The 20,865-nt window shown below is 39.6% G+C and carries 23 protein-coding genes; 4 read left to right on the top strand and 19 right to left on the bottom strand.

What is annotated here, in order from left to right:
• The 10 genes from KI363_RS06595 to acpS all read right to left on the bottom strand — a co-directional run bounded on the left by KI363_RS06595 (window position 1) and on the right by acpS (window position 7,364).
• The gene (locus KI363_RS06595; RefSeq protein WP_158321191.1) at window positions 1-330 is read right to left on the bottom strand and encodes an anti-sigma factor antagonist; all 330 of its coding nucleotides are present in this window, start codon (window positions 328-330) and stop codon (window positions 1-3) included.
• Window positions 331-396: 66 nt separating this feature from the next.
• Window positions 397-1,404 carry a PP2C family protein-serine/threonine phosphatase gene (locus tag KI363_RS06590; RefSeq protein ID WP_212965886.1) on the bottom strand — a complete coding sequence of 336 codons (1,008 nt, stop codon included), beginning with the start codon at window positions 1,402-1,404 and terminating at the stop codon, window positions 397-399.
• Between the two features lie 18 nt (window positions 1,405-1,422).
• Window positions 1,423-1,824 (bottom strand): anti-sigma regulatory factor, encoded by a 402-nt coding sequence (locus tag KI363_RS06585; protein WP_158321189.1) that lies wholly within the window; start codon window positions 1,822-1,824, stop codon window positions 1,423-1,425.
• Between the two features lie 3 nt (window positions 1,825-1,827).
• The gene (locus KI363_RS06580; protein WP_158321188.1) at window positions 1,828-2,184 is read right to left on the bottom strand and encodes an STAS domain-containing protein; all 357 of its coding nucleotides are present in this window, start codon (window positions 2,182-2,184) and stop codon (window positions 1,828-1,830) included.
• Window positions 2,181-3,014, bottom strand: coding sequence for an RsbT co-antagonist protein RsbRA (gene rsbRA, locus KI363_RS06575; RefSeq protein ID WP_212965885.1), 834 nt, complete (start codon window positions 3,012-3,014; stop codon window positions 2,181-2,183). The genes KI363_RS06580 and rsbRA overlap by 4 nt, the downstream gene beginning before the upstream one ends.
• A 387-nt stretch (window positions 3,015-3,401) precedes the next feature.
• Window positions 3,402-3,752 carry a type II toxin-antitoxin system PemK/MazF family toxin gene (locus KI363_RS06570; RefSeq protein WP_158321186.1) on the bottom strand — a complete coding sequence of 117 codons (351 nt, stop codon included), beginning with the start codon at window positions 3,750-3,752 and terminating at the stop codon, window positions 3,402-3,404.
• 4 nt (window positions 3,753-3,756) lie between these two features.
• Window positions 3,757-4,038 (bottom strand): CopG family ribbon-helix-helix protein, encoded by a 282-nt coding sequence (locus KI363_RS06565; RefSeq protein ID WP_057981999.1) that lies wholly within the window; start codon window positions 4,036-4,038, stop codon window positions 3,757-3,759.
• A gap of 356 nt (window positions 4,039-4,394) precedes the next feature.
• Window positions 4,395-5,513, bottom strand: a complete 1,119-nt coding sequence (alr, locus tag KI363_RS06560) for an alanine racemase (protein ID WP_158321185.1) — start codon at window positions 5,511-5,513, stop codon at window positions 4,395-4,397.
• 216 nt (window positions 5,514-5,729) lie between these two features.
• Window positions 5,730-6,758: a LolA family protein gene (locus KI363_RS06555; protein ID WP_158321184.1), complete on the bottom strand. Its 1,029-nt coding sequence runs from the start codon at window positions 6,756-6,758 to the stop codon at window positions 5,730-5,732.
• A 255-nt stretch (window positions 6,759-7,013) separates the two neighbouring features.
• Complete coding sequence (acpS, locus tag KI363_RS06550; protein ID WP_158321183.1) at window positions 7,014-7,364, bottom strand: holo-ACP synthase; 351 nt, start codon at window positions 7,362-7,364, stop codon at window positions 7,014-7,016.
• A 318-nt stretch (window positions 7,365-7,682) separates the two neighbouring features.
• Between acpS and KI363_RS06545 the strand changes: the two genes are divergently transcribed.
• A complete protein-coding gene (locus KI363_RS06545) occupies window positions 7,683-8,282 on the top strand; it encodes a rhomboid family intramembrane serine protease (protein WP_158321182.1) in 600 nt (199 codons plus the stop codon).
• 49 nt (window positions 8,283-8,331) lie between these two features.
• Here KI363_RS06545 and KI363_RS06540 read toward each other — a convergent pair whose 3' ends face one another.
• From KI363_RS06540 to KI363_RS06515, 6 genes are all read right to left on the bottom strand, one after another.
• Window positions 8,332-9,834 carry a PH domain-containing protein gene (locus KI363_RS06540; RefSeq protein ID WP_212965884.1) on the bottom strand — a complete coding sequence of 501 codons (1,503 nt, stop codon included), beginning with the start codon at window positions 9,832-9,834 and terminating at the stop codon, window positions 8,332-8,334.
• Window positions 9,827-10,309 carry a PH domain-containing protein gene (locus KI363_RS06535; protein WP_158321180.1) on the bottom strand — a complete coding sequence of 161 codons (483 nt, stop codon included), beginning with the start codon at window positions 10,307-10,309 and terminating at the stop codon, window positions 9,827-9,829. Before KI363_RS06535 ends, KI363_RS06540 begins: the two co-directional genes overlap by 8 nt.
• A gap of 202 nt (window positions 10,310-10,511) precedes the next feature.
• A complete protein-coding gene (gene cshA, locus KI363_RS06530) occupies window positions 10,512-11,978 on the bottom strand; it encodes a degradosome RNA helicase CshA (protein ID WP_212965883.1) in 1,467 nt (488 codons plus the stop codon).
• A 199-nt stretch (window positions 11,979-12,177) separates the two neighbouring features.
• Entirely contained in the window at window positions 12,178-13,554 is a 1,377-nt protein-coding gene (locus tag KI363_RS06525) for a UDP-N-acetylmuramoyl-tripeptide--D-alanyl-D-alanine ligase (RefSeq protein ID WP_212965882.1), read from the bottom strand.
• A 414-nt stretch (window positions 13,555-13,968) separates the two neighbouring features.
• Window positions 13,969-15,042: a D-alanine--D-alanine ligase gene (locus tag KI363_RS06520; protein WP_212965881.1), complete on the bottom strand. Its 1,074-nt coding sequence runs from the start codon at window positions 15,040-15,042 to the stop codon at window positions 13,969-13,971.
• A gap of 170 nt (window positions 15,043-15,212) precedes the next feature.
• Complete coding sequence (locus tag KI363_RS06515; protein ID WP_246516788.1) at window positions 15,213-15,995, bottom strand: hypothetical protein; 783 nt, start codon at window positions 15,993-15,995, stop codon at window positions 15,213-15,215.
• Between the two features lie 209 nt (window positions 15,996-16,204).
• Between KI363_RS06515 and KI363_RS06510 the strand changes: the two genes are divergently transcribed.
• Window positions 16,205-16,342 carry a hypothetical protein gene (locus KI363_RS06510; protein ID WP_212965880.1) on the top strand — a complete coding sequence of 46 codons (138 nt, stop codon included), beginning with the start codon at window positions 16,205-16,207 and terminating at the stop codon, window positions 16,340-16,342.
• 332 nt (window positions 16,343-16,674) lie between these two features.
• Window positions 16,675-17,979: a hemolysin family protein gene (locus KI363_RS06505; RefSeq protein WP_212965879.1), complete on the top strand. Its 1,305-nt coding sequence runs from the start codon at window positions 16,675-16,677 to the stop codon at window positions 17,977-17,979.
• Window positions 17,980-18,225: 246 nt separating this feature from the next.
• Here the strand turns inward: KI363_RS06505 and KI363_RS06500 are convergent, their stop codons facing one another.
• The 3 genes from KI363_RS06500 to KI363_RS06490 form a co-directional block, all read right to left on the bottom strand.
• Window positions 18,226-18,375 carry an Lmo0850 family protein gene (locus tag KI363_RS06500; RefSeq protein WP_191967372.1) on the bottom strand — a complete coding sequence of 50 codons (150 nt, stop codon included), beginning with the start codon at window positions 18,373-18,375 and terminating at the stop codon, window positions 18,226-18,228.
• A 419-nt stretch (window positions 18,376-18,794) separates the two neighbouring features.
• A complete protein-coding gene (locus tag KI363_RS06495) occupies window positions 18,795-19,157 on the bottom strand; it encodes an SCP2 sterol-binding domain-containing protein (RefSeq protein ID WP_191967371.1) in 363 nt (120 codons plus the stop codon).
• 186 nt (window positions 19,158-19,343) lie between these two features.
• Window positions 19,344-19,838 carry a helix-turn-helix domain-containing protein gene (locus KI363_RS06490; protein WP_158321173.1) on the bottom strand — a complete coding sequence of 165 codons (495 nt, stop codon included), beginning with the start codon at window positions 19,836-19,838 and terminating at the stop codon, window positions 19,344-19,346.
• A gap of 325 nt (window positions 19,839-20,163) precedes the next feature.
• On the opposite strand from KI363_RS06490, the gene KI363_RS06485 reads away from it, so the two are divergent.
• A complete protein-coding gene (locus tag KI363_RS06485; RefSeq protein WP_212965878.1) occupies window positions 20,164-20,805 on the top strand; it encodes an SDR family oxidoreductase in 642 nt (213 codons plus the stop codon).
• Window positions 20,806-20,865: the final 60 nt, after the last annotated feature.

Raw genomic sequence — 20,865 nt, 5'->3', positions numbered from 1 at the left:
TTAAACTCCACCTTCTACCTCGGTATTGACATCCATCACCATAGCTAACCCAGTAATATCAAACAGTCGTTTTAAACGATCTGACATCCCTTTTAAAACAAGTTCACCATTATGCTCTTTTAATGTCTTAAACAACCCCACAAATACGCCTAAGCCTGTACTATCCATATAATTTACATCTGATAGATCGACAACTATTTTTATCCCAGATTGCTCTGCATGCTGTAGAAGTTCATCACGTACCTTTGGAGCTGTATATGCATCTATTTCGCCAGCTAGTTTCGCTTTGATTCCTGCTTCTGTTTCTTTCATATCTATTGAAATATTCACTATCCATCCACCCCTCAAAAGGTTCTGGTATTCCTTCTACCCTGTTTTTCAAAAAATAAAACCTTGTTAATCCACTCTTCTTAAAATAATAAGCGTAAAATCGTCTCTTAGTTCAAAATCTTGCAGTCTTTCTAAGTCCTTATAAATATTTGTGACGATTTCTTGAGCTGACATATGTATATAATCATAGATCATCGCCATTAAATCCTCTCGCTCAATAAATCCCTCTTGTGTGCGACATTCTGAGACACCATCTGAGAGGAGAATGACCATATCTCCAACTTCGAGCTGATGCCCGAACTCTTTATATTTCGTTCTTTTGTCGATTCCAAGTAATAATCCTTTTGCCTCTAAATCTTGAAACTTCTGTTGGGTAGACATATAAAAAAAACCTGGTTCATGTCCTGCCGAAGCGTAGGTAAAATAATGAGATTTTGGGTCGTATACACCGTAACACATGGTAATGAACATACTTGGATCCACATTTTGTTCTACAACTCTGTTCAAGCTTTCTAATATATCTTTAGGACTTTTTTGCCCTTCCGGAAAACTGTCCATTCCGTATTTAATCATGGACATGGATAATGCGGCTGGGATTCCTTTACCAATCACATCCGCAATCGCCACGCCAAGACATTGATGTTCATCTTTAATAAAATGGTAATAATCTCCGTTCATTTGTCTTGCTGGTACACTAATCACGCCAATATCCAATCCATCGATTTGGGGTTTTACCGTACGCAATAAAGTTTGCTGCATTTTAGCAGCTACTTCAATTTCACTTTTTAAGGCTAGTTGCTCTGACCGCAAACTTTGATGCTCTCTGTAAGCAAGACCGTAACCCATCATCACTTCTAGCAAAATATCAAAGGAATGTAAGATATTATCTTCTCGGTAACCATTTTCCACGATTACAAACTTATGTAAGCTGATAATTTCCTCTGGACCAATATGATGCTCAATTAGTTTTCTGCTTAATTTCTGCCCTTGATACAATGCCTGTTCGTTTTTGTCCTCTAAATATTTACTCAAAATATCTCGATATTTATCTTCCAATGTTTCTCTAAACCCCATGCCGATAAACCCTCCTACCTACCGGAGCCATTTCACCGTAGTGATTTCAGTGCCTTCTCCAACTTTGGAGTGAATGTCGAATTCATCCATTAGCCGCTTCACACCAGGGAGACCAGCTCCTAGCCCTCCTGATGTCGTATAGCCATCTTCCATTACTCTACGTATATCCGCTATACCCGGCCCTTGATCTTTGGCGGTGATTTTCACACCACTTTTTCCATTTTCATAAAATTTATCTATGCATACTTCGCCCTGACCTGCATACAAGAATATATTTCTTGCCAATTCGCTGATCGCAGTCGTGATTCTTGCCTGGTCAACTGTCCCAAACCCAAGCTCTTTTGCCACATTTCTGCCTAATTGGCGAACTGCTACTATGTCCCATTCATTTAATATTTTAACGCAGGACTGCAGCTCCATAGGCTACTCCCCCAGTTCCTGTTGTAATTTGTCCAAACCATTTTCCAGATCAATCGCTGTCATGACATCATCCAAACGAATGCCAAGTTCAAGTAGCGTAATCGCCACTGGTGGTTGGATACCTGTAATAACAACCTTTGCTCCCATTAATTTAGACATTTCAATGACGTCGCCTAATACCTTTGCAATAAAGGAATCGATAAAATCAATCGATGTAATGTCAATCACGACGCCACCGGCATTTGTCTGATGAATCATTTGTAGTAAGTCTTCTTGAAATTGTAAAGCCGTCTGATCATCAAGTTCCCACTGAATCGAAACAAGTAAATATTTGCCTAATTTTAATATTGGTATTCTCAATCTGCACCCTCCATTACGACGATTTCCCTGTTGGTATATGCAAGAGCCTGTGCAATCCCTTTTCGCAAGGTACTCTTGGTTGTAATATGGTTTAGATCAATACCTAAATTCACAATCGTTTGAGCGATTTCCGGGCGAATTCCCACAAGCATGCATTTCGAACCTACTAATCGAACGGCCTCTGCTGCCTGGATAATATGATGGGCCACCATGGTGTCCACAACAGGTACACCAGTAATATCAATCAAAACAACTTCTGAGCGATGTTTTACGACACCACTTAATAAATTTTCCATAATTAATCGAGCACGTTCTGTATCAATTGTTCCGACAAGCGGCATAATCGAGATTTTTTCAAATACTGGAATTAAAGGCGCAGATAGCTCTTGCAACGCGACCTTTTGCATCGTAATCGTTTTCTCCCAAGTGTCTGAATAGATATTAATCATTTGATCTTGCAAAGGAGAGAGCCAGGAGTCAAGGTCAAGAACCAACTTTTTCATTTGCTCCTTTGTAAGTTCATTCTCGGTCACCATTTTTTCAAAGATAATACTCTGATATATTCGGATCCCTGTTGTTAAATAAGTGAGAGGCCAACCTAATTTGATAATGCTTTCCGCAAAATCTTTTACCTTTTCATGATAAGTCTCGTCTGAATCCACAATACTGGAAACAACGACATCTAGAAATTCTTTACTAGTATTATAGAATACATTATTGGAAATCGTATTGAATGAACGAGAATCCCCCCGTTCTCGCATTTCATCCATCCACTCTTCTACAATGTTTTCCCCATAATTTTGTACATAACGGACAATTTCTCTCTTCATTGAACTTTTTTCCTCCTCATACACTATCTTGGGCTTTTTGAACACTAATTTTATTCTAACAATGGCTTGTTTAAAAACTCAAATACTAAGACAACTTATAAGAGAGAACAGGAAAAAAGTTGTGTTTCCCCTAGTTAACGAACAAAAGCGCAAGCGCCTGTTTAGCGACGTACAAACTTTTTAGGGGCCTGACGAGATAAAGGAAACACAATGAGCCTGAAAGGCGAGCTGATGTTGACTTATCGTAGGAAGGCACCGAAAGTTTGCTAGTCGCTGGGCGCTGGAGCTGGATGTCAACCGCGACATAAGCAACTTATCCACAAGCTAGGATTTTATAAATTCCTAAGCAGAAAAAAAGGCGCTTTTGTTTTTCAACAATAAAGCGCCTTAAAAATCGATGAGTCCCAAACTTATTTGTAAGGCTTCATCCACTTTTTCCATCATTTCTTCGTCTAAATGAGTTATTTTATCTGTTAGACGTTGTTTATCAACCGTTCTAATTTGTTCAAGCAGTAGGACTGAATTTCTTTCAAAACCATACTTTTCGGCATCAATTTCCACATGTGTGGGCAATTTGGCTTTTTGAATTTGCGCTGTTATAGCCGCAATGATGACGGTAGGACTAAAACGATTCCCAATATCATTTTGCAACACTAATACAGGACGCACTCCGCCTTGTTCTGAACCGACTACTGGTGACAAGTCGGCGAAATACACATCACCACGCTTTACACTCAAAATACTAGCCCCCGCTTACAAGACGTTCGACTGTATTTTCCGCTTCATACTCTGCCTGAATGGCTTCGGAAGCAATTGCCAAATTGATTTTTGCCATTTCCATGTAACCACGCCGCATTGTTTCTACAATTTGGCGTCGTCTTCGCTCACGAAGATACATCTTTGTAGCGCGATAAATAAATTCATTACGATTTACATTTTCCAATTCAGCATATCCGTCCAATTCCGCAATTAACTGTTGCGGCAAGCGAATCATGATCTCCGTTGTTCCGCTGGATTCAGACACCCACGACACCTCCACAATCACTCTAACCATTCCTGTATTATGATACCATCAATCAGCACCTGTGCAAAGACTGTTTCTAGATTCTCTTTCTATTATCAACCCATAAATCCAGTTATAATACTAATATTTCTACGTTTATCGTAATTATCCTTCTAAATTCACCAATATTTTTATATTTCTCGTCAGAATATTTACTTACAGTGCGTGTTCAAAAAGGAGGATAAAAAGGACCAAGAAGTTCGAGGCGGCGCAGTTTCGAGCAGCGGAATGTATGCATTTAGATACATGAGCAGCGTAGAAACAAGCCAACGAAGAAATTCGCAGTGTCATTTTTACTGGACTTTTTGAACATCCTCTTATAGATAAATACGAGGAACTCGGTGGCTAATCATACATGTCACTTCGTAATTGATTGTATTTAATTTTTCCGCAACATGGTCGACGGATATTTTCTTTCCGCATTGTTCGCCAATTAAAGTGACATTTGTCCCAATTGGCATATAACGAGGTAACTTGATCATGGTCTGGTCCATGCAAATCCGGCCAACGATAGGAGCCCATTCATCATCGGCAATTACTTGAAAACCTTGCAAATGTCTGAGCCAACCATCTGCATAGCCAATGGGTATCGTGGCAATCCATTCATTCTCTTCGGCTGTGTAGGTTGCCCCATAACCGATCGTTTCACCAGCTGATAACTTTTTAATATGGATAATTTTAGTGTGAAGAGAGAAAGCTTCCCTTCCTTCAAATGGAAGATAGGGTTTAATTTCAGGTGAAGGGGAAAGTCCATACAGGGCAATTCCAACCCTAATCGCATTAAATAGTGAATCGTGATGATAAAGAGTCGCCGCACTATTAGCAGCATGTACATAAGGAGGCAGCGTCTTTAACATTCCCAAAAACGCCCGAAAACGAGCTAATTGCTGTTGATAATATTGTTCCTCTATTTGGTCAGCTGTAGCGAAATGCGTATAAATCCCTTGGAAATAGTATGAGCTTGATGCCTCAATAAAATCCTCCATTAGACTTAATTCACTTGGTTCCTTTATCCCGATTCGATTCATACCTGTATCACATTTTATATGCACGGATAGTCTAGATTCGCCCGGAATAAATGTTTCAGCTTTTTGTAACCAGTCATATTGATAAACCGTTAAAGATATATCTTCCTTTGCCGCCACGCCAGCATCCTCCGCACGCGTATAACCTAAGACAAGAATGGGAGCTGTCAAGCCGGCCCTTCTCAGTTCCAAAGCTTCATCCAAAAAGGCGACCAACAAACCATGAGCCCCACCCTTTAAGACCGCTCTAGCCGTTTGTACTGCTCCATGTCCATAACCATTGGCCTTCACTGCTGCAAAAGCCTTTGTTTCATCGGGAAGTAACTTACACATCTCTCTCATATTATAAACAATGGCATCTACATTAATTTCTGCCCATGTATCCCGATATAATTGCTGTCCATCCACCACTGGTTCACTTCCTCAAACTCAATATAAACTGTTATCATTATTAAACTCTATCGGGCAGATGTCAATGATAATCCGTTTCAAAGATGGATGTTGGCAACTGGCAAATATTGGGGTCCGCTTGGGTGGAGAATTTCATATGAAAAAACAAAAGAAGAGACAGACCCGTAATAAAAAGGTCAGTCCCTGATTGATTCGGAAGAACAAAGGAATCCGCTATTATTTGACTGTTCCACCTTGAACGGATTTGGCAACCATCACCATTTCATCAGGCGTTAAGTCAGAAGATACGAGCAAATAGTCGACACCTTGATCGGTCCAACTGATGGATCCTTCTGTCATCGCACCGATTGAAAATCCAAAGTCAACCATTTCACCGCTTACTGGAATGACTTCCATGGAAGAAGTTAGACTAATTTCAGAAGCCTCTTGGAAAATGGTAAAGGATTTATCTTCCCCAGCATATGTTAAAATGACCCTTTTTCCATTTTCTGTTGTCACCTCTGTTTCATCCAGAAGCTCCACCCCAGGGATTTCTGCCATTGAATATTTCACAGCAAAATCGTCACTATCACTGTTACTCACATTTTTGAGTACAGGGATTTCCAATTGTGCGCTTGTCATATTTTTCTTTGTGTCAAAAGCATTAGAATCAAATTTGGCATTGAACTCAAATTTTGAAAACTCCACGGTTACAACAGGATTTTCATTGTGATCCAAAACTTTTACACTAACAGGTTCTAATGTCCCTTTTTTCAAGGTAATTACTTGAGACGGAAGCATCTTGCTGTTCTGGTAACGCGTTTTTGTATTGAAGACAAATTGATCTTTTCCAGCCTTAAAGCTTGCTTCTTTGTCTTCAAGGATATCTTTTACAAGTGACCCAAATAAATAAGCTTGGCTACTGTTTTCAGGCCATTCACTTTGAAAACGATAGCTCTTGTTTAATGCCGGAGTTAACACAAACACGCCGCTTTTATTGCGCAAAATCATTTGACTTTGATCTTTGTTTGCATTTTTTAAATGAACTCGATAATTCCCCGGCTTTTCGTGCCAAACTTCGATATTATAGGTCTGGGGCTCATCGCCAACGGTTAAAGTCATTTTTGCCTCAGCCTTATAGCCTTTTAACTCTCCCATCTTTTTATCTAAGGATGCTGTGACATCTTCCTGTGATTTTGCACCACAAGCAGACAGGACCACAATTGACATAAGCAGTAACCCAAATATCCAAATCCCCTTTCTCATTCTTTCAACCCCTTCTTGTCCTATTTAACCATGAAAAGAAGAGAGAAGATTGCTGTGAAACCATTGATCCTCACACTGTCTATCCTTGCGACCGTTCCGCCCAATGTGGCCATCATTCCACAGACAACGTTCATCTCTCCCAACGCATTAAAAATATATGAGACAAGTATAGGGATTAGACCAAGATTTTAAGAAAAGCCAAATGGGAAACGACTAAATTGGTCTATCATGGGCAACTCATTCCCTTGCTTATTTTTATTCCTCAATTATCACTTGAGCTGCCGCATATTGTTCGGTGTGTGTAATAGAAAGATGGGCCATTCCAAATAAAGGCTTCGTAATATGTGGCTTTCCCAATCGATCTGGGAGGATTTCAATATCCAAAAATGAAAGGTGAGAACCAATCCCCGTTCCTCTTGCTTTGGCATAAGCTTCCTTAGCGGCAAAACGTCCAGCAAGAAACTCTATTTTTCTTTTATCGCTTAATGCAAAATAAAGCTCTCTCTCAGCTTCTGTTAAAATTCTAAACGGAAGTCTCTCCTGTCTTTCAGACACCTTTTCTATCCTTTTTATTTCCACAATATCTAGCCCAATCCCAATGATCATTTCTTTCCCCTCTCTTCTAAAAGAATTCACTGCAGCGTATGTATAGTACAAAAGTTGTTCTATTTTCTTCCATGCTTTATGCTAAGAATATGCTTGTTTTAAAAGTTGTATGGGCTTCTTCACTTCAAAAATGAGTTCCTCATCTTAAGAATGGGTTTTTCGATAAAGAATGAGGATTTTAGCCTAGAAACGGGGTTCTCGTCCTAGGAATGGGCTTTTCTGCTTAAAAATGAGTTTCTTTAGACTATGACACCCCTTCGGGCAAACCCCATATTTCAATTGCATGTAAGTTTCCGTAATTCGAAAGGAGTGAAAAACATGTTCGTTAGAACGGAAAGTTTTAAACAATTTCTGAAATTATACCCTGTCATTTCAACGATTATTGCGATTCAAATTATTTTATTTTTAATGTTAAATATTCCTATTTTTCCAAGGAATTTACTATTTGAATCTTTAGCAGGGGTGAATTTATTTATTCGTGAAGGGGAATGGTGGCGCTTAGTTTCCCCTATTATTGTACATGTTAATTTTACCCATCTACTATTTAATTCTTTTTCGCTCGTGTTATTTGGCCCAGCCCTTGAAAAAGCACTAGGAAAATTTCCTTTTATCTTTGTTTATCTGCTTAGTGGGATTGGAGCCAACTTAGCTACTTTATTGATTCACCCGCCTAACTATGTTCATATTGGCGCTAGTGGTGCAATCTTTGGCTTATTCGGCGTTTATTTAGCCGTTATTTTATTTAAAAAGGAATATATGCCGAAACAAGGGAAACAAGTGATTCTACCAATCGCTTTACTTAGCGTCATCATGACTTTTTTTACTCCAAATGTAAATATCACTGGGCATATTTTCGGTTTAATTAGTGGACTATTAATCGGCCGCATTCTACTCCATTTTCGACCAATACGTTTTTAACTGGGAAAGGCTGTCAGCATATCATCACTTGCGGACAGCCTTTTCCCTATTATGATTCTGGATTTTGCTCTTTTAAATCATCTTGTCTAGATGAAGTGTTCGGCAAATACCAGTTGTAAATTTCTCGGGCATCTTCCGCTTCCAAATGTTTCACTACGGCCACTCCTCCGCCTCTGCTCATCACAAACGTTGCGATTGTGGCTAAATGGGCTCGTTTTTGAAACCAATTTACAGAGTAATCAAGTGATTGGATGCGATTTTTTTGAAGGTAGACCGTATGTTGTTGAATGTCTCGATATCGTAAAACAAGCTGGTGACCTGTCAATTTCCAGGCAGCTGATCGATATTGAAATATTCCCCATATCCATGTGAGTCCTATTAATAGAATAGCCAAAAGGCCATAGGGCCATAGCCAGATTGATAAACCAATCGTGATCAATGTCATAATCAGCGTTTTGACAAAAAAATACCGTCTTTGAGCCCGCTTTGGTGCTGAATGAAATTCCTCTTCAAATCTATAATCGGAAAGACCCGCTTGTAATAATCGCGGAATCTCTCTTTTCTTCACGATTGGAATTAAAACATCATCAGCTTTATTTTCATCTATGATCGATCCACCTGCATATTCAACCGAAACGCTCGCATACCCAAATGGCTGCCTGAAAAGACTCTCTGAAATTTTTAAAGCCTGAATGCGGCGGACTGGAATCGTCGTTGTTCTTTTTTCCAAGAGCCCACGGGTGATGACCAGTTCGTCATCGACTAACCGCAATGTAAAATCATTATATTTTAAATATGCCCAAGCAACTGATAGAAGCCATGCAATGAAAAGAGCTGCCAGTACAAGCAAGGATATGAAAAGAAAACCTGTTTTAACGATATCAGCCATTTCATTGAAAATCTTGTCTAAAGGAATAACGTCTGCAAATTGTCCAGCAAATGCTGCAATGGCCGCAATAATGACTCCCGCTCTGCCTGAGGTAGAAGCAAAGAACAATAATTGTTTACGCGTAATTTTATAAAGAATAAGACCTTTTTCTTCCGTTTCCTCTGTATCGGGATTCTCTCTTTCCTCAGGAAGTTCCCCAGTCGACTTTGCTTCCGCAATCATCTTTCTAATCGCGGTTGCTTCTTCTTTTTTTATCGCTGTCATGTCAGCCTCTGCCTCATCTGCACTCCCTGCGGCTGTTTCTACCGTCACTTTCACTAAGCCGAGTGGTCGGTGCAAAATAGTTTCGGAGAAATCAAGACTTTGAATTCTTTCAAAAGGAATATACCGTTTCTTTTTCACAAACAGACCATGTTCAATTCTTAATTCATTATGTTCAATTCGATATGTATAACGTACCCACTTAATGAAACTTGTTCCAAGGATGAACAAAAGCAGGAGCGCAATGAGAAAATATGGACTCCAACGTAACCAAACATTATCAGAGGGATCTTTAAAAAAGAAGATGAAAAAGTAAACACCTATTGGAATAATAACTTCCTTAATGCTTTTTATAATGGTCAATAAGATCATAATCGGATGAAGGCGTTTTGGTTCAGACATCATCTTCCGCCACCCTTGCTAAGCGAGAGATCGCATGTCGCATCTCTTCTGCCTCTTGTAAATCAACAGCCGGAATTTCATGCTGTGTCGCTGCAGTTGAAATTTGGATTGTCGCTAAATCATACTTACGAAGCAACGGACCTTGAGTCGTGTCTACATGCTGAACTCTTACCATCGGAACCAACGTACGTGTAATAATCAAAATGCCATGTTGTAATTCAATTTCTTGCTCTCGCACCTCATAACGCCAACGTCGCCACCGAATCGTTGGGATGATAAAAATACTTAGGATTGCTAACACGACAAAGAGCCCTGCCGCAATATAAACTATCCACATAGGCCATTCAAAAAAATAAAAGACAATTCCTCCGCCTATGACGACAAGCAGCATGATAATAGAATGAATCGCCCCTGTAATTCGCCATACTTTTAAACCGCGTGCAGAAATTTGTTTCGCCGGTTGTTCTACATTCATTGCTTAACCTCCCTTTCGTTCATACATTAGATATACGTTCCCGCGCACGATATAGTTTCAAAATATTAAGATGGATGGTTTCGGGATATGCATAAAAAAGCAATCGGTTTGGCCCGATTGCTTTTTTTCATTATTAGGCACAGAGGACTGTGATTTATTTTATGATCGCTTACTATTTTTAGCGAGGCCTACAGGATGTAGGTTAGAACTTTGGGCGTCCTTCCTTACTACGGCCGCTTCTACGTTGAGGCTTACGGTTGCCCTTATAGGATTGTGAACTTGATTTTCCACGGCGGTTGTTGCGGTTGCCACCGCCACCACTGCCACGATAGGAATCGCGTTTTGATGGTAGGGGTCTTTCTTCCGTAATATGAACTGGTGTTTTATCCGGTTCTTTTGTGATGGTTTTTAACGCCGCTGCCACTATCGTAACTGCATCTTGATATTCAGTAAGAAGTTCATTGGCAACAACTTTATATTCATCAAGACTGCCTTCTTTAATTACTTCTTCAATTTTTTCCATGGTCATGCGTTGCTGACCTTCTAATGCTTCATCCCAAGTTGGTGGACGCATTGGTTGCATCCGTTTTTTGGTTGTTTGCTCCACAATTCGAAGATAGCCCATTTCACGCGGACTTACAAAGGTAATCGCCATACCTTCTTTTCCAGCGCGTCCTGTCCGGCCGATTCGGTGAACGTAACTTTCCGGATCTTGTGGAATATCATAGTTATATACGTGGGTAACACCAGAAATATCCAATCCACGAGCAGCTACGTCCGTTGCGACAAGCACATCAATTTTTCCTTCTTTAAACTTTCTAAGGACGGACATACGTTTTGCTTGGCTGAGATCACCGTGGATCCCTTCTGCAGCATACCCTCTAAGTGTTAGAGCATTAGATAGCTCATCCACGCGGCGTTTCGTACGACCGAAAACAATGGCAAGCTCAGGTGATTGGACATCAATCAAACGGGCCAGAACATCGAATTTTTCTCTTTCATGAATTTTCACGAAATATTGTTCAATCGATGGAACCGTCATTTCCTTTGCTTCTACTCGGATTGTTTCCGGAGATTTCATAAAACGCTCAGCGATTTTACGAATCGGGTTTGGCATGGTTGCGGAGAAAAGCAAAGTCTGTCTTTCATCCGGAACACTTTCTAAAATCGATTCAATATCGTCAATGAATCCCATATTTAGCATTTCATCGGCTTCATCCAAAATAAGTGTATGAACTTGGTCTAACTTCAATGTTCTACGCTTAATATGATCCAAGATACGTCCTGGAGTTCCCACAATGATATGTGGGCCTTTCTTTAATGCACGAATTTGGCGTTGGATATCTGATCCACCGTAAACGGCTAATACACGTGCTCGTGCATCTCTTCCAATTTTAAATAATTCTTCTGATACTTGTATAGCAAGCTCCCTAGTTGGGGCAATAATAATTCCTTGCACATGCGAACTTCTGACATCGATCTTTTCGATCAATGGAATTCCGAATGCCGCTGTCTTTCCTGTACCAGTTTGCGCCTGCCCTATTAAGTCTTTTCCTTGCATACTTAATGGAATGGTCTTTGCTTGTATCGGTGTTGCTTCCTCAAAGCCCATTCGATTAACTGCTTTTAAAAGCGCTGGGCTTATATTCAAATCTGCAAACTTCGTCAATGCTTCTCAATCTCCTTTGATTCCTTCAAATTGAGACAATTTTGTCTCACTACTTTATTTCCCAGTCCCTTTGCCAGAAAAACATCCTTAAGAACATGGTTCATGCAAAAAATTGTAAACGATGGTGATAATTTTATCATTAAATGTTGATGAATACAATTTTACATGCGGCAAAACTTTCATATTACCAATAAAAAGCTCATTTTTCTATAGCTTCAATCATTACTTCCAATTTCGCTCCACGGGAGGCTTTAAAGAGAATATATTCTTTCCCGTTTATTTTTTCCGTTAAGGTCTGAATTAATTCATCTTTCTCGGTAAAGTCAAATACTCGATCTTTTGGAAATTGTTCGCGAGCACCCTCAGCTATATATTTCCCAAGCTCCCCATAAGTAAAGACATATTTAATGGATTGCGGATTTAACTCCCTTCCAATCTGAAGATGATAGTCCTTTTCATGTTCCCCTAGTTCAAGCATATCTCCTAAAACGACCATTCGATCGTGGTGATCTCCCATTGTTGCAAACATTGAGAGCACAGCGCGCATGGATGTTGGACTAGCATTAAAAGCATCATTTAAAATCCTTGTTCCTTTTATTCCTTCATGCCATTCCATTCTCATATTAGATAACTTAACAGCTTTTAAACCTATTTTTATTAATGAAAGAGAAATTGAAAATTCCCTGGCGGCCAAAAAAACGGCAAGCGTGTTAAACACATTATGTCTACCGGCGATAGGAAGAGAAACGGGTTCTTCGGAAAATGATGGTACTGTAAACACACTTCCCTTTTCATCACTTTGGATTCTTTCTGGAAAAGCATCATTTGTTGTTATTTCGCCGAATGTCTGTATGCGATATTGATTAAAATTAACTACCTTATCTTGCAAAAGTGTCTCTTCACCAGGAATAATCAATAAACCATTTTCGGCAAGACCATCCACGATTTCAAATTTTGCCTCAGAAATGGCTTCACGGGAGCCTAAATCTTGCAGATGCGCTTCCCCAATATTGGTAATAATCGCCACATCTGGCTCAGCTATTTTGGAAAGTAGCGAGATTTCTCCTTTACTACTCATCCCCATTTCAAGAATGGCAATTTCAGTATCTTCCGCCATATGAAGCAAAGTATAAGGCAAGCCGATATGATTATTAAAATTCCCCTCTGTCTTATGAACTCGATACTTTTGTGAAAAAACAGCTGCTGCAATATCCTTCGTTGTCGTTTTTCCGTTGCTCCCCGTAATCCCGATCACTTTCACTGGTATTTGTTTTCGATAAGCGTGGGCTAATTCCTGTAATGCGACCAAAGTGTCCTCTACCAGCAAAACAGGAATGCCTTCAGGTGGATAAGGCATATCTTTTTGCCATAAAACAGCTCCCGCTCCTTGAGAGATAGCTTTTTCTACATATTGATGGCCATCTGCTTTTTCGCCTTTGAGCGGCACAAAAAGATTTCCCTCTTTAATCATTCGCGTATCAAAGGCAACTCCCTTGATCGATTGCTTCTTATATTTCGATATATCATTTTCTACCTTCATCATGGTAGCGAGTTGTTCTATTGTTCGTTGTATCATACGGATTCCTCCAATAACAAAGCTAAAGCCCGCACAATGTTGGTTAGAACAATGTTGCGGCTCTGCTTTTCGTTGTCTAGCTCCGGCTGCTAGCAAACTTTCGGTGCCTGCTTGCGTAAGTCAACATCGATTCACCCTGCGGTGTCTAGTTGCAGGCGGTAGGGGCTCGAGGTCAAATAACCCTGAATCCAGGAAGGGAAAAACCGCCCTTCTTAGGTTCAGGAACATTTGCTTGTCGCCCCTAAACAACCGCCTTCCGCTTTTCTTTGTCCAGCTCCGGCTCCTAGTGGCTAGCAAATTTACGTCTTCTTCCTACGATAAGTCAACATCGGCTCATTCTTCGCCGTGTTTCCTTTATCTCGTCAGAAGCCTTAAAATTTGTACGCCGCTGAACAGTCGCCTCCGCTTTTATTACTAAAATGTATGGATAATGTTTTGTTTTTCTTTATGTCGTTCTAGGGCCAGTTGGACGAGACGCTCAATAAGTGCTGGATAGTCAAGACCTGTGTGTTTCCATAGAAGTGGGAACATGCTGACCGGGGTGAAGCCGGGCATGGTGTTCACTTCGTTAATTAACGTTCTTCCTTCATTTGTGATAAAGAAGTCCGCCCGTACAAGACCTGCACAGTCTAAAGCTTGAAAGGCTCTCGTTGCCATATTTCTTATTTCCGTATATTGCTCAGCAGAAATGTCTGCCGGAATAATCAAGTCCGTGTCTCCATCGGAATATTTGGCTTTGTAATCGTAAAATTCACTCTTAGGTGCGATTTCACCTGCAACTGAGCATTCTGGAAAATCATTGCCAAGTAATCCGACTTCAATTTCTCTTGCGGTTACACCTTCTTCTACAATAATTCTTCGATCATATTGGAAAGCAGTGGAAAAGGCTGTTTTCAATTCTTCCCGATTTTCACATTTGCTTATTCCTACACTGGACCCGAGATTCGCTGGTTTTATAAAACATGGATACCCAATCTCTTGTTCTACCTGCTCATAACTACGTTCCGGTGCAGCTTCCCATGTACTTTTCGTAAACCACGTATAGTTCACTTGATCTAAACCTTCTTGCGCGAATAAGTTTTTCATGATGATCTTATCCATTCCTGCTGAGGAGGAAAGGACTCCATTGCCAACATAAGGAAGGTTTAACAATTCAAGCATTCCTTGCACAGTACCATCTTCCCCATTCGGTCCATGCAATAATGGGAACACAACATCAAATGTTTGACTGCCCTCAGAAGAAAGGATCGTGGATAAAGCATTAGCCCCGATCTCTTGAGGTATTTGTTCAAATTGGAGCTCCTTGATCGTTTCAACAGGCTCCAAAAGCTCAGGTCCTTTTCTCCATTCTCCTTCCTTTGTAATAAAGATCGGATGAATGGCAAACTTTTCTATATCCAAAGCTTGAATAACAGCTTTTGCCGTTTGAAGAGAAACTTCATGTTCTGCTGATTTACCACCGTATAATAAACAAAGATTAATTTTCATCAAAAAATCCTCCATCATTTACATATGTTATTTATTTTACCATGGATTCCTATGGAATCTAAATTATTTTCTTATAGTATATGGGCGGATTTTGGAATCGTACCGTTAAAAGGGCGTAAAAAATGTGGAGCCACTTTAAGTAGTTCCACATTAAGTTACGGTTTTATCTCCTAAATCACTTGCATTTGGGTTAGTGATTGCCACTCTCCGGTTTTTCGATCTAAAACAATCTTGCCATCAGGCTGTTTGTGATCGGATAAGTTCTCAAATTCTGTCGCCATTGAATCCATATCATAAAAATCTCCCACTACCCAGACCGGTACCTCAATCACAGAGCGATTGCGGTTCGACTTTTCAATCGAAATGACCAATCCCTCTTTCATGTCACTCATAAAAGAGCGAAGGATCTTTCCAGGAATAGAAGGTACCGATTTTTTCTTACGGAAATTTAAAAAGGAAATCTCACGTTGATGGGTTATTTTTTGAGAAATCACGGCCCCCAGCATGGAGTAAAAAGGCTCCCAAGATTTGTAATACGTTTTATTCAGCCGGCCGTCATCCCCAGTAAGATAGACAAATTGGTTCTGAAGCTTCCGATAAAAGGGGGATTTTAGATGTTCCTTAAAATGACCCATGTATAAAATTTCAGCTATTTCCTGTCCACTTAACTGATTCAGATATTCTTCTTCCGTAAAATCTAACCAACAAAAGTCTCCATATCCTTGCACATCATCTGCCGAAAGCTTTTTCAACGAATCCGCATCTGCATAATCAAGCAACAAATGCATGTTGAAATGGCTATCTTCAAATTTATGGCGAATTAACAAGAGGTTCGGCAAATCTAGGGGAATTCCATTGATAAAATTAGAGAAGGAAATACCCGAAGATATTACAAAACGATCAGAATCGTTCATATGAATATAAATATTTTGATTCTTTATAGGATTATTCAAAAAACAACCCCCATCCCATCGATGAACTATTATCATACCTGCATTAGATGATCTTTATTATATCATAATAGGTAGACATACCTATATTACAAATATGTATCATTAATTAAAGGACAAACGGTCAACATCGCCACATCCTTCCGCATGGATGTATGAAAATGCGAAGGAATAGAAAAAACGTAGATCTAAGCGGGGGGTGGATCGGCAAAATGCAGAGGAACAGAAAAAATGTAGATCCAAAGGGTGTTTGGATCAGCGAAAATGCGAAAGAACAGAAAAATGTAGATCCAAAGAGGGGGTGGATCTACGAAATTGCGATGGAACAACAAAAACGTAGATCCAAATAGGGGTTGGATCTACGAAAATGCAAAGGAACAACAAAAACGTAGATCCAAAGGGGGGGTGGATCTACGAAAAGCTATAGGAACAGAAAAAACGTAGATCCAAGCGGAGGTTGGTTCTGCGAAATTGCGATGGAACAGCAAAAAACTCGCGACCCTCTCGAGATAAAGATTAGCATTTGTCATTTCTACGGTATCGTTAACAAGCAACTTTGGAAAATTATATCCTTCTTTGATTGAAGTCCCCTATTTTGGGTAAAGTAAAAGAAATTATACTTTGAATCCAAGGAGGTGAAATCTTGCTTTAGCGAAGTTTTGCTTGAAAGCAAGATACTCCATTGCTCTTTTTAAATATTTTTCTTGTCATTTTTTTAATTGCCTTAACAGCTTTCTTTGTTGCATCAGAATTTGCGATTGTGAAAGTGCGCAGTTCTAGAATTGATCAATTAATTGCTGAAGGTAACGCAAGAGCGGTCACAACGAAGAAACTGTTAAACAACTTAGATGGTTATTTATCCGCAACCCAACTTGGTATTACCGTGGCAGCTCTTGGGTTAGGTTGGCTTGGTGAGCCTACAGTACAGGCTTTATTCCATCCACTATTCGAAAAATTACCGATCTCAGACTCCTTTATAAAAATCATCTCGTTCGTCCTTGCCTTTACTATCGTCACCTTTTTGAATGTCGTGGTAGGAGAATTAGCTCCCAAAACGATCGCAATTCAGAAAGCGGAACAAGTCGCCATAGCTGTTTCGGCTCCGCTCATCTTTTTTTATAAAATCATGTATCCCTTTATATGGATTCTTAACCATTCAGCAAGATTGATCGTGAAGATTTTCGGCTTTGAACATTCGTCGGAAAACGAGATCGCCCATTCTGAAGAAGAGTTGAGAATTATCCTTTCAGAAAGCCTTAAAAGTGGTGAAATCAATCAATCTGAATATCGTTATGTTAATAAAATTTTTGAATTTGATAATCGCATTGCAAAAGAGATTATGGTGCCTAGAGTGGAAGTGTATACAATCGAAAAGGATGCTTCAATAGAGGAGATTATGGAAACGATCAGGCACGAAAGATTTACCCGATATCCAATTATTGATGGGGACAAAGATTCCATTATTGGATTAGTCAATGTAAAAGAGTTTCTAACTGACTGCATAAATGGAGATTGCCATGGCAGTGAACCCATTATGCCTTATGTAAAACCGATTATTCGTGTGATTGAAACAATCCCCATCCAAAGCCTTTTAGTAAAAATGCAAAAGGAGAGAACCCATATGGCCGTTTTACTAGATGAGTATGGTGGAACGGCTGGTATTATTACGGTGGAAGACATACTCGAAGAAATTGTAGGCGAAATTCGCGATGAGTTTGATTCAGATGAACTGCCCGAAATTCGAAAAATTGCCGAAGATCATTATATATTTGGAGCGAAACTGCTTATAGAAGAAGTGAATGACTTACTGAATATTGAGATACTTGAAGATGAAGTAGATACGATCGGAGGCTGGTTATTGACGCAAAAGTATGATTTACGAGAAGGAGATATTATTGAAGCGGAGGGGTACCAATTCCAAGTACAAGCTATGGAAGGATCCCACATCAGTACAGTGGAGGTAAAAAAAGCGCAAGCGCCCGTTTAGCGACGTACAAATTTTTATAATAAGGATGAAAAGGTTCAAAGGCTAAATACGCACCGTCTTGGCGGCAGACTCAATCGCGACGTCCTGTCGCTTCGTCTGCACTAGTACATCCTTGTACGTCGCAACGCCTTTGTGACCAACGTCCTGTTGGCCTCCGTCCTGGCGCAACGCCGTTCTGACCAACATCCTGTTGGCCTAAAAAAATAAACTAGACATGTCCAAATGGCTGCCCAGTTTATTTTTCTCTTATGAATGCAGTTCAGGGTATTTCCGAAGTCTATCGACATTTTCAACAACCTTGCTTAATTCAAGCCTAGACTTCGTTTTCGATATTTTTACACCAATCTCCGATAGACTACATATCATTTTCTGAAGTTGGTCATGATCTCTTTGCAAGAAGATCCACCTCTTTAAGATTTGACATCTTAGTTATATTTTACCTCAAATTTTAGTGACTGTATATCGTTTTTTTAAAGCTTAAAGAATTTGTCAACTATTTTGTTCTAGCTTTTATTACTTTACCCAGCTTACTTGAAAATAATCACAAATTATGTAAAAAAATAGGTGACACAGGAAAAATCCCTTCTAATGAAAGGATCTAGAAGCTGCCTACCGTAACGTTCTATAAAACGGGTCGAAGATCAACTTCTTTTCTAAGAAAAAACGTACATACCCCGATGTGTATGTACGGATTGCCACTGAAATATCCAGTTCTACGGAATACAAGCCCTAACATACAGATATGATGATCTTCATAGCAGCAACTACGAATCAAAAATGTCTATAGGACTCTCAAAATTAGACGCCCCCTGACTTTAGCAACTAAATTCCTTATATTTTTTCAGTAAAGTTTCTAGCTTTAATGCTAATCCAAGACTGCCATCGACTTTAATTTTCCCCATCATATAAGCCATTGTACTATTGAGTTGGCCAAACAAAAGCTGTTTGAATTCATTAAAATCCATTATCAGTCGGCATTCAGAACTGTAAGGGCTTCCTTGTTCCACCGAGACTTTCCCTTTATTTAGGATAAGCTGGTAGGTGCCACTCATTTCCCCTGATAAGTCAAATTGATAAACGCATTCAGAATCTTGATGCGGTTCGGGATGCTCATTCATTAGGCGGGTAATCTGCTCCCATATCTCATCGATGGACTGATCAACAAATTCAATGGCCATGTATTCCAATCCTCCCCATTTCGTAATGCTTCTATTATAGCATGTAGGCATACACAAATACGTTGAAATTCCATTATTCCTATATATTTACCTTTTTATCGATAGGATCATAATCTATTTCAAACATTTGTAAGATTCCCAATGAGAAGAATGAAAAATGGACCAAATGAAATTGCATTTATTGTTCTATCTCTTACCAGCCAAAGAATTCAACGGTCCTAAAAAAGCAATTCCCTTTCGTTTCTTCTTTTTCCGCGATTCTTCGATTAAGCGAAATAATTGTTGCTCTCTTTCCCTTTCTTCTATTTTTTCTGTTAATATTTCTACCTGCTTGACAAGATGTCGGTTCATTTCTGTAAGAGAAGCTTGTTGGACTTCTAATTCTTTTATTTGAGCGATAAATTCCTGCAAATCATTTGATTGCGATAATAACGGAGAAGCTTTTCTTCCTTGCCCTACCATTGATTCAGCCGCTGCCTCGACAGACATTCCCTCCTCCATTTTCTTTAACATGGAAGATAAAAGTACAAGATCATCTTCTTTAAAGATCCGTCCGTTATTATGATGACCACGATCGAATTCATACCCCTTTGCTTCTAATAAAGCTGCATATTTTCTTAAAGTACTCACCCCAACACCAAGAATTTTGGCCGCCTCTGTAGTAAAAATGGAATGTTCCACCGAATCCCTCCCGATTTTCTTGTTATTCTAAAACTTCAATGGAATCCACTTTATTTCCTCTCTCTAAAACTGTCACTTCAAGAGAAGTTTTGTCATGCATGCTAAATAGTTTTCGAGACTTTTTTTGGTATTTTTCACTTTCAGCAATTTTTGACAGAATACTTATAATTTATCTTAGGATTACTTCAGAACTCGGTCGTTGGCCATTCATCCTTAAAACTATTCCTCGGGCTTTTCTTACAGGCTTTTGAGGATTTTTATATAGGAAGTCTGTTTAAATTGAAGCATTTACGGAAATTGTATAGTAAAAAGGAAGTGAACTTGAATGAAGGTATTAATTGTAGGGGCGAACGGTCATACAGGTCGTTTGATTATTGAATATATGGCTAGTCATACAGAGGATCATCCATATGCCATGATTCGGGACGAAGCTCAGGAAAAAGAATTGATGGAATGGGGTGCCGTCGAGGTGATAGTGACTGATCTTGAGAAAGAGATCGACCATGAAATCACGAAGGGGATGGATGCGATTATATTTGCGGCAGGCTCCGGATCCCACACCGGTCCAGACAAAACCATTGCGGTGGATCAAGAAGGTGCGAAAAAAATCATTGACTCAGCAAAAGAGAATCAAATCTCGCACTTTGTCATGCTAAGTTCAATGGGAGCAGACGAGCCCCAAGGCCCTCTCGAACACTACTTAGCCGCAAAAAAAGAGGCCGATGATTATCTTATCAATAGCGGATTAACCTATACCATTGTTCGCCCAGGTCACTTAACTCATGATCCCTCAACAGGTAAGGTTACGATCGCGGAAAAATTGGACATTGTCGACGAGCATCAAATTCCACGTGAAGATGTAGCTCATATTTTGGTTGCTTGCTTGCATACAAAAAACACCCAAAATAAAATAATCGAAGTTATATCTGGTGAGAAAGATATTGAACAAGCTTTAGAAATGATTTAACCAAAAAGGGCAGTTCAAAAAGTAGAAGCCTTCTCAAGTACAATATGACGATATATCAAG

It is taken from the genome of Lederbergia ruris (genome assembly GCF_018332955.1).
Taxonomy (GTDB): Bacteria; Bacillota; Bacilli; order Bacillales; family Bacillaceae_C; genus Lederbergia; species Lederbergia ruris.
This window is presented reverse-complemented; position numbering and strand designations above follow the sequence as displayed.